Raw genomic sequence first — 9,124 nt, 5'->3', positions numbered from 1 at the left:
CGAGCTCACGGCCGCGCTGCGCCGCCTGGGCCAGCGCCACGGCACGACGCTGTTCCAGACCCTGCTCGCCAGCTGGGCGCTGCTGCTTTCGCGGCTTTCGGGGCAGGAGGACCTGGTGATCGGCACGCCCACGGCCAACCGCGACCATGGCCAGACCCAGGACCTGATCGGCTTCTTCGTCAACGCCCTGCCGCTGCGCATCGATCTCAGTGGCGACCCCACCGTCGCCGAGCTGCTGGCCCGCACCCGGGCCACGGCGCTCGACGCGCTGGCGCACCAGGACATCCCCTTCGAACAGGTTGTCGACCTCGTCGGCTCCGAGCGAAACCTCTCGCATAACCCGGTTTTCCAAGTGGCGTTTGCCTGGATGGAAAATCCTGTTCGCAATGCAAGTTTCGGACAGGCATCCGCAACCTTGCTGGTCCCTGCCAGTCCCGCGAGATCACCGTTCGATATCGCGCTGTCGATTTCACCGAAAAACGACAAACTATTCTGCGATCTCAGTTTCGCCAGGGCACTTTTTGAATCGACCAGCACGGAACGATTCGCCGCGCTCTGGCAAAACCTGCTTTCGAACTTGATTCCGCGAAGCGGTTCCCGGATATCGAACATTCCGCTCATGGGCGAGGAGATGCTCGCTGAAGTCAACCGCTTTGCAAAGTGGCCTCGCAGGGAGTGCGTAGAGAAGCGCCAGCTTATTCACGAACGCGCCGCGTTACACGCCCGCACCCGGCCTTTCGACTTGGCGGTAGTTCAAGGGGCGCGGTCCCTGAGTTATGAAGAGCTTCTAGATCTGGCCTCCAGATTCGCGAAGTCCTTGGTTGGCCTTGGCATCAAATCTGGGCAGATTGTCGGCATCCAAATGTCTAGGCGGATGGAACAGCCCATCGCATTTCTCGGCTGCTTGATGGCAGGAGGTGTCTACTTCCCAATAGACAGGGAGCTCCCCGAAGATCGCATCTCCTTCATGATCGCCGACGCCAAGCCTGCTCTCATTGTGGTAGCAGCAGGGGAGGTCGCCTCGCCAGGGTGCACTTCGATTCCACAGGTCGCGCTAGCTATCGATGAACTGCGGCGATCCCCGGAGTCAGACGTTTTCCTTCCGGATCTGGATGACGACGCCGACGGCTACCTGATCTATACCTCCGGCTCTACCGGCACTCCGAAGGGCGTCGTGATCCGGCACAGGGCAGTCTTGGCTACGGTTGCGGACAATGCGGACTTGTTCAATATCCACCCCGGAAGCCGCATTCTCCAGGTCGCACCCATCGGTTTCGACATGTCCGTTTTCGACCTGGTCCTATCACTTTGCTGCGGTGGAACCTTGTGCCTCCCTTCCGGGGGGCAGAAGCTGATCGGGGACCAGCTCGCCAAGGAAATCCATGGCTCTCGTGCCAGCCACATCTGCATGACACCTAGCGTCCTGTCGACGCTGGCGGATACGAATCAGCTGGCGAGTCTGACAACCATCACGCTTGCCGGCGAGCCCCTTCCAGGCTCCTTATCCCGCTACTGGGCTCGCAACCGACGCGTGCTCAACGCCTATGGGCCGACTGAAGCGGCAATCGCTTCGACTTGCTATTTGTGTCGGGCCGATGAAACGGAGGACCCTCCTATCGGCCGACCCCTTGCCAATGTCAGTTGCCATGTCCTAGACGGGCATGGGGCGCCCGTCCCTATCGGGGTCGCCGGCGAACTCCATATCGGAGGCGCCGGTGTCGCCCAGGGCTACCAGGATCGTCCAGGCCTTACTGCCGAACGATTCATTCCGGATCCTTGGTCGACGCAGCCCGGGACGCTCCTTTTCAAGAGCGGCGACATCGTGAGATGGCGTGCTGATGGAAACCTCTGCTTTGTTGGCCGGAACGACGGCCAAGTTAAGCTTCGGGGCTTCCGGATTGAGCTAGGCGAGGTTGAATCGCGGCTGGCGACACATCCGCTGGTAGCCGAGGCAGTGGTAGTGCTTCGTGAGGATGCTGCGCGCGAAAAGCAGATCGTCGCTTACTTGGTAGCCGCCCCCGGCCACGAGCAGGAAGAAGAAGTCCCCAAGAAGCTGCGATCTTATCTGGCGGACTTCCTGCCTGAATACATGATCCCCGGCGCATTCGTTGTCCTGCAGCAGATGCCCCTTACGGCCAATGGAAAACTCGCGCACGACCGGCTCCCGGAGCCTGATTCCATGGCATTCGCGCTGGCCGGGTTCGAGGCTCCCGAGGGAGAGCTGGAAAACCTGATTGCGGATTCGTGGATGGACGTCCTTGGCCGCCGAGGCGTTGGCCGGCACGACAACTTTTTCCACTTGGGTGGTCATTCTCTCCTGCTATTCAGGGTCTCTGCGCGTCTTTCATCTGCAGGAGTGACCGTGCCGTTGCCGGACATGTTTCGGTATCCGACAATCAGCGGATTGGCAGCCCATATCTCCGGCGGTCCACTTGGAAAGGGTCAGGTAGCCGCAGAGAGGCTGACTGAGGGACCTGGGAGGCCGGTGTTCGCCTTCCACGATGGAAGCGGCATGCTCGCCTATGCGAGGCAACTGGCCGAAGCCTTCGGCCACGGATCGGCTGCCTTCTATGGGCTGCCCTCCTGCCCCGTCGGCGAGATCCAGCCCGGCACGATGGCTGCCATGGCGGAACGAATGATTGGACTCATCCTGGAGATTCAGCCCCGCGGGCCCTACAGGCTTCTGGGCTGGTCGTTCGGGGGGCTTCTCGCCTACGAAACCGCGACCCAATTGAAACAACGTGGCCATGAGATCGAATTCTTGGGGATGCTGGACTCACATCTCCTGGCAAACCTGACGCCACCCGAACTTATTTGCGAAGAAAAGGCCCATCTACTTACCCAGATGCAGACCGAAGCTTTCGGGAACCCTGGGCTTCAGGCCAGGCTGGAGGACCTGCGCAAAGGCGTCGACCATATGAGTTTGCAGGGTCTGGTTGAGGCCGCCCGCGCCATCCGCGACCCCTTGGTATTTCCCTGGCTCAGGGGCATGCCTGAATCCGAGGCGGCCGCCTACCTGCGTCGCCAGCAGTCGCTTCACCACGCCGCCATGAGTTGGCTTCCGACCGAAGCCATTGAAGCAGTCCTGTTCACTGCGACAGGCACCGAGCTCCGGGCCGATAAGAGCTGGAAGGACTCGCTTGCGGCGAATGCCCTGGTGGTGGCCGAGGTTGCCGGGGACCATCATTCGATACTGCAGCCACCATTCCTGGTAGGCCTGGCCCTCAAAATCGAGTCGTGGTTGTCCAGGTCGGAAGCCCCAAGGTAGGCTCTCAGCACGAGGGCCAGGACGACCCATGCAGTTCAAGGGGATAGCAGTTTGAAGGGTAAGGGCAGCTTGGCCTGTGTCGGCATCGGCATGACACTCGGGGCGCACATCAGTCCGCGCTCCCGGAACCATATCGCCACCGCGGACGTGGTATTCGCCGCGGTCTCCGACCCCATCGTCGAGCTGTGGCTGCAGGAGATGCACCCCAACGTGCAGAGCCTCCAGCCCTTTTATGGCGTGGGCAAGTCCCGGCACGAGACCTATCGGGAGATGGTCGCGGCCATGCTCGATGAAGTGCGCAAGGGGAAGAAGGTCTGCGGCGCCTTTTATGGCCACCCCGGAGTATTCGCCCGGGCACCGCACGTGGCCGTGGCGCAGGCACTGGCCGAGGGTTTCGACGCGGTCATGGAGCCCGGGATCTCGGCGGAGGACTGCCTGTACGCCGACCTGGGCATCGACCCCGGACAATTCGGCTGCCAGCACTACGAGGCAAGCCAGCTGATGTTCTACCGTCGGCGCATCGACCCCAGTGCCTACCTGGTGCTCTGGCAGGTCGGTGTCGCCGGGGATCGCAGCTTCGGACGCTTCAACACCTCCCCGGAGCGGCTCCAGCTGCTGGTGGATCTGCTCTCCGAGGACTATCCGCTGGACCACGGCTGCCTGCTTTATGAGGCCCCCACCCTGGCGCTGCATGTCGCCCGGAAGGAGCCCATCGAACTCCGGAAGCTCCCCACTGCCGCCCTGGATATCAAAACCACCATGGTCCTGCCGCCGGCGATTGGCATGGAGGCAAATACAAGTATGCTTACGAAGCTGAACGAGCTCGGTCCCGGGCTCGACGGCTGACCGATCCTGATACCAATGGGGAAACCACATGTCGAAGGTGATTGATTTCTTGCAAGCACTTGGGGATGGCAGCGCGACGACGGCCGAAGCCGGGCTCGTGGCCGCCGTGGACGCGCTTGGAGTGGATGACGCGATGCGCCAGGCCCTGATCAACCGTGACCAGGACGCCATCAACCTGATCCTGGGTGGACGCCAGAATGTCTTCTGCCTGCTCGTCCCCGCCGAGGAAGACGACAAGCAGCAGGACGACGAGCCGGACAGGGACGACAACGACAAGGAAGAAAACATCCGCGCAGCCTGATCCTTCTGCCGGGCGCACCATGAAGACCGCTCATGCCTCCCGATGCGTTGCCGTCCTGACCGCCCTGGTGCTGTGGACGTCTTCATGGTGCGCGCAAGCCGAACAGATTCCCTTCGAGCAACTGCTTGAGGAGGCCGACCACCTGCGCAGCCTGGACCCCGGAGCTTTCGATTCGAAACTCTCGGAACTGACCAGCAGGACCGGTGAGGCCAGCCCCGCCCAGCTCGAGCATCTCCAATACCTCAAGGCTTACCAGCTTGCCTACTCGGGCCGCTACGACCTGGCGATCCAGCAGGCTTCCCGTCTGTTTGAAACCAGCGAGATCGATGCGCTTCGTTTCCGGGCAGGGCTGCTCGTGGCCAACAGCCATGCCGCAACACGGGACTTCAGCAATGGGCTCGCCTACCTGGAGAGCAGCCTGGAGCTGTTGCCCAACATCCATGACCGCCAGCTCCGCCATGACGGATCCACCGTTGCCGCGCTGCTTTACAACCAGGTAGGCCAGTACGAGCTTGGACATCGGCTTTCCGAAGACATCCTGGCAAGCGAGCCCAGCGAGCGAAGCGCATGTTTCGCGGGCTATCTTCGGATGGAGGCGATGCGGGAGCTCGACCTGTTCGTCGACCCACCTTCAGCGGTTGAGGCACTGATCGCCAAGTGCGCAGCACTCAACGAAGCACTCGCCGCCAACCTCGCCCGCAGCCAGTTGTCCCGCATGCTCGCCCAGAGCGGCGACCTGAAGTCTGCAATCAGCGTCCTGGAAGACAATCTTCCGGAAATCACGGCCACCCGCTACCCGCGGCTGGTCAGCGAAATCCAGTCCCTGCTGGCCGAACACCTGCTGGCCACGGGTGACACTGCCGGCGCCGAGCGCCGTGCCCGTCTGGCCATCGCGGCAAGTAGTGACACCCAGTTCTCCATGCCCGTGGTCGTTGCCCACCACACTCTCTACGAGATTGCGCTGATGCGTGGTGACATGGCCGAGGCGCTGGAGCACTACCGGAACTACGCAGCCGCGGACAAGGCCTACCTGGACGACGCCCAGGCCAAGCAGATGGCCTACCAGATGGTCCGGCACGAAACCAACCGCAAGTCCCAGGAAATCGCACTGCTCAACCGCCAGAACGAAGTGCTGGCCCTGGAGAAGCAAGCGTCGGCGCTCGCCACCCGCAACACCCAGCTGCTGGTCGCGCTGCTGGCCGTACTGCTTGGCACCATGGCGCTATGGGCATGGAAGACGAAACGGGCCCAGGTCCTGTTCCGGCGCCTGGCCGAAACCGACGCACTGACCGGCATTTCCAACCGCATGCACTTCAGCCACCGCGCCGAGGAGGCCCTGGCGTTTTGCAGGAAGGACGGGGAAGAAGCCGGCCTGGTGATGTTCGACCTCGACGAGTTCAAGTCCATCAACGACCGCTTCGGCCACGCCACCGGCGACTGGGTGCTGGCCGAAGTCGCCAAGGTCTGCGCCGACGTTTGCCGCAAGAACGACCGCTTCGGGCGCCTGGGCGGCGAGGAGTTCGCCTTCCTGCTGGTGGGCTGCGACCTGCCGTCGTCGGTGGCGCTGGCGCAGTCCTGCCGAAAGCGCATCGCCGCGATCGACACCTCGCCCACCGGCCACGTGTTCAACGTCACCGCCAGCTTCGGCGTCGCCGGTACCCACGCCAGCGGCTACGACTTCCTGCAGCTGCTCAGCCGCGCCGACGACGCGCTTTACCAGGCCAAACACGCTGGTCGCGATCGCGTGCGCACGCATGGCCTGCAGTCGGACACCACCGAGATCGCCGCAACGTAGGCCTGCGCGGGTGTCGGCCACGCCACGCCCACCCCTGAGAAAATCCTTCACGGCCCGTCGCAATGACTGGCCGTAATTTATTTGCCCGGACGTTGCTGAAGTTAGCGGGCCTTCAGATGCAGAAAGCGGCGGCCCACGGTTTGAAGGCGAACTGTGACGGCCGACGCAGGCAAACCGTGTCCGATGACCGGATTTGATCGAATTTGGTCGGGAAGTGTGCGTGATCTCCCACAGTGGGCAAGTGTGATCCGTTGCCCATCAACAACTTACGCCGCTTCCTAGACTGCTCTCCAAGGAATACGAAACCTCCCCCGGTTTTGGTTCCTCCCCCCAGGAGCAGAACGATGAACGCCAAGCGCCTCGCCAAGCCTGCCCTCCTCGTCCGCCTCGCGGCCTGCGCCGCGCTGGCGATGGCCGTGGCCCAGCCGGCCCTTGCCAAGGGTGAGTTCGCGGTCGGCGGCGAAGGTGCGAAGGTCTCGGCGTCGGCGACGATCCACTTCAAGATCGTGGTGCCCGAGAACGTGCGCTTCGACAGCAAGTCGCTCGGCACCGAGCAGCAGCGGCGCCTGCCGCACATGCCGCAGGTACAGCGCATGGTCGCGATGCACGACGGCCTGCAGCAGGTCACCCTGGCGACGCCCTGAGACCCAACCGCGACACCCCGGCCCTGCGATAATCGGGCGGTCCACCCGGGGCCGTCCATGCCGCACACCCTTCCTGAAACCCACCGTTTCCGTCTTCGCGAACTCACCGAGGACGATGCCGCCTTTGCGCTCGCCCTGCTCAACGACCCGGGCTTCCTGGCGCACATCGGCGACCGCGGCGTACGCGACCTCGAGCAGGCCCGCGCCTACCTGCGCGATGGCCCGCTCGCCAGCTATGCCGGCAACGGCTTCGGACTGTGGGCCGTCGAGATGAAGGACGACGGCAGCCTCGCCGGCATGTGCGGCCTGGTCCGGCGCGACCTGCTGCCGGGCCCGGACCTTGGTTATGCCTTCCTGCCGCAGTGGCGCGGCCAGGGCCTGGCGCGCGAGGCAGCACAGCTGTCCCTGGACTTCGCCTTCGGCCCACTGGCCCTGCCGCGCGTGCTGGCCATCGTCACCACCGGCAACGCCGCCTCACGCCGGCTGCTGGAATCCGTCGGCATGCGCCTGCAGGGGCCGCGGGCCCTGAACGGGGAAACGCTGCTGGTCTACGAAATCGACCGGCCGGCCGCGGCTACACCGGCGTCGGGTTCCGGTAGCTGAAACTGGCCTGGTGCCAGAAGGGATACGGCTTGGGCCGCTCGCTGGCGGCATCCAGGCGCGCGACCTGCCCGGGCGTCAGGTTCCAGCCGACGGCGCCCAGGTTTTGGCGCAGTTGGTCCTCGTTGCGGGCGCCAACGATGACACTGCTGACGGTCGGCCGCTGCAGCACCCAGTTCAGCGCCACCTGCGGCACGGTCTTGCCGGTTTCCGCGGCCACCTCGTCCAGCGCGTCCACCACCCGGTACAGATAATCCTGGTCCACCTGCGGGCCGCTGTCGGCCGCGACCTTGGACTGCAGCCGGCTGTTTTCCGGCAGCGGCTGGCCGCGACGGATCCTGCCGGTCAGCCGGCCCCAGCCGAGCGGGCTCCAGACGATGGCGCCCAGGCCCTGGTCGGCGGCCAGCGGCATCAGCTCCCATTCGTAATCGCGGCCCACCAGCGAGTAGTAGGTTTGCTGGGCCACGTAACGCGGCCAGCCGCGACGGTCGGCGGCGGCCAGGGATTTCATCAGGTGCCAGCCGCTGAAGTTGGAGACGCCGACGTAGCGGATCTTGCCCGCCTGCACCAGCGCATCGAGCGTGGACAGCACCTCCTCGACGGGGGTGCGGGTGTCCTGGCCATGCAGCTGGAAGATGTCGATGTAGTCGGTACCCAGGCGCTTGAGCGACGCATCCACCGAGCGCAGCAGGTGGTGGCGCGAGGAGCCCACCTGGTTTTCGCCCGGGCCGAATCGGAACGTCGCCTTGGTGGAAAGGATGATCTCGTCGCGCGGCCGGTGGGCGATGGCTTCGCCCAGGATCGACTCGGCCGCCCCCTTGGAATAGATGTCGGCGCTGTCGAACATCGCCGCGCCGGCCTCCAGGCAGATGTCCACCAGCCGCCGCGCCTGCGCCACGTCCGTGGCGCCCCAGGCCCGGAAGAACTCTCCTTCGCCGCCGAAGGTCCCGGTGCCGAAGGACAGCACGGGAACACGGAAGCCGGAGCGGCCGAGGTAGCGGTATTCCATGGGGGTCTCCTGAAATGAAAACGGGGCGGGTGCCGAAGCACCCACCCCGCTGATTCTGCTTTCGCGCGCGTTACCGCATCGCGAATCCGGGCCTCAGGCCGCGGAATCCTTCAGCTTCTTGAGCGGACGGATCTTCACCTTGACGGTGGCCGGCTTGGCGGCGAACCACTGCTCTTCCTTGGTGAAGGGGTTGATGCCCTTGCGCTTGGGCTTGGCCGGCACGTTGACCGAGGTGATCTTGAGCAGGCCCGGCAGGGTGAAGCTGCCCGCGCCCTTCTTCGAGACCGAGCCGTGAACGGCGTTCTCGAGCGCGGCCAGCACGGCGCGCACGTCCTTGGAAGCCAGGCCGGTGTTGTCGGCGATGTGCGACACCAGACCGGACTTGGTCAGCGCTTCCTTGATCGGCTTGGGCGCGGCCGGCTTGGCAGCGGCCTTCGGGGCAGCCTTCTTCTTCGCAGCTTTCTTGGTAGCCATTTTGTTGTTCCCGTGATTCTGGATGGGTAATTGGGGTGCCTGGGCTTGCCCCGGCCTGATGAATGTAGGGCAAGTTCCAGCCGCCGCCAAGTGCAAAACCGTTAAAAACACGGGTTTTTTTGCTACCGGGCCGCCCTGGCCCCACAAAAACCTCCCGCAGCCCCCGGCCAGCACGCCGGGGACCGCG

At 64.2% G+C, this 9,124-nt stretch carries 8 protein-coding genes; 6 read left to right on the top strand and 2 right to left on the bottom strand.

The genetic code is table 11. The annotated features are described in order from the left end of the window. The 6 genes from ACYVJH_RS00650 to ACYVJH_RS00625 form a co-directional block, all read left to right on the top strand. Positions 1-3,268 (top strand): non-ribosomal peptide synthetase (locus ACYVJH_RS00650; protein ID WP_460452750.1); only part of this gene is annotated, 3,268 nt, incomplete at its 5' end. Between the two features lie 51 nt (positions 3,269-3,319). Beyond that, complete coding sequence (locus ACYVJH_RS00645) at positions 3,320-4,114, top strand: SAM-dependent methyltransferase (protein WP_460452749.1); 795 nt, start codon at positions 3,320-3,322, stop codon at positions 4,112-4,114. Positions 4,115-4,142: 28 nt separating this feature from the next. Next, on the top strand, positions 4,143-4,415 hold the full coding sequence (locus tag ACYVJH_RS00640; RefSeq protein ID WP_460452748.1) for a hypothetical protein: 273 nt from the start codon (positions 4,143-4,145) through the stop codon (positions 4,413-4,415). A gap of 19 nt (positions 4,416-4,434) precedes the next feature. Beyond that, entirely contained in the window at positions 4,435-6,210 is a 1,776-nt protein-coding gene (locus ACYVJH_RS00635) for a GGDEF domain-containing protein (RefSeq protein ID WP_460452747.1), read from the top strand. Between the two features lie 344 nt (positions 6,211-6,554). After that, the gene (locus ACYVJH_RS00630; RefSeq protein ID WP_460452746.1) at positions 6,555-6,854 is read left to right on the top strand and encodes a hypothetical protein; all 300 of its coding nucleotides are present in this window, start codon (positions 6,555-6,557) and stop codon (positions 6,852-6,854) included. Between the two features lie 57 nt (positions 6,855-6,911). Beyond that, positions 6,912-7,457 carry a GNAT family N-acetyltransferase gene (locus tag ACYVJH_RS00625; protein WP_460452745.1) on the top strand — a complete coding sequence of 182 codons (546 nt, stop codon included), beginning with the start codon at positions 6,912-6,914 and terminating at the stop codon, positions 7,455-7,457. Here the strand turns inward: ACYVJH_RS00625 and ACYVJH_RS00620 are convergent. Then, the gene (locus ACYVJH_RS00620; protein WP_460452744.1) at positions 7,429-8,463 is read right to left on the bottom strand and encodes an aldo/keto reductase; all 1,035 of its coding nucleotides are present in this window, start codon (positions 8,461-8,463) and stop codon (positions 7,429-7,431) included. The two genes, ACYVJH_RS00625 and ACYVJH_RS00620, sit on opposite strands and share 29 nt — an antisense overlap. A gap of 93 nt (positions 8,464-8,556) precedes the next feature. Further along, a complete protein-coding gene (locus ACYVJH_RS00615; protein WP_188664269.1) occupies positions 8,557-8,937 on the bottom strand; it encodes an HU family DNA-binding protein in 381 nt (126 codons plus the stop codon). Between the last annotated feature and the right edge of the window lie 187 nt (positions 8,938-9,124).

This window comes from Arenimonas aestuarii, from assembly GCF_054781715.1.
The sequence above is the reverse complement of the archived record's forward strand: the minus strand, read 5'-3'. Positions and strand labels throughout refer to the sequence as shown.

Excerpts from the sequence above, each read along its gene's own strand:
- ACYVJH_RS00640 (WP_460452748.1), top strand. The coding sequence starts at position 4,143 with ATGTCGAAGGTGATTGATTTCTTGCAAGCACTTGGGGATGGCAGCGCG.
- ACYVJH_RS00635 (WP_460452747.1), top strand. The coding sequence starts at position 4,435 with ATGAAGACCGCTCATGCCTCCCGATGCGTTGCCGTCCTGACCGCCCTG.
- ACYVJH_RS00630 (WP_460452746.1), top strand. The coding sequence starts at position 6,555 with ATGAACGCCAAGCGCCTCGCCAAGCCTGCCCTCCTCGTCCGCCTCGCG.
- ACYVJH_RS00625 (WP_460452745.1), top strand. The coding sequence starts at position 6,912 with ATGCCGCACACCCTTCCTGAAACCCACCGTTTCCGTCTTCGCGAACTC.
- ACYVJH_RS00620 (WP_460452744.1), bottom strand. The coding sequence starts at position 8,463 with ATGGAATACCGCTACCTCGGCCGCTCCGGCTTCCGTGTTCCCGTGCTG.
- ACYVJH_RS00615 (WP_188664269.1), bottom strand. The coding sequence starts at position 8,937 with ATGGCTACCAAGAAAGCTGCGAAGAAGAAGGCTGCCCCGAAGGCCGCT.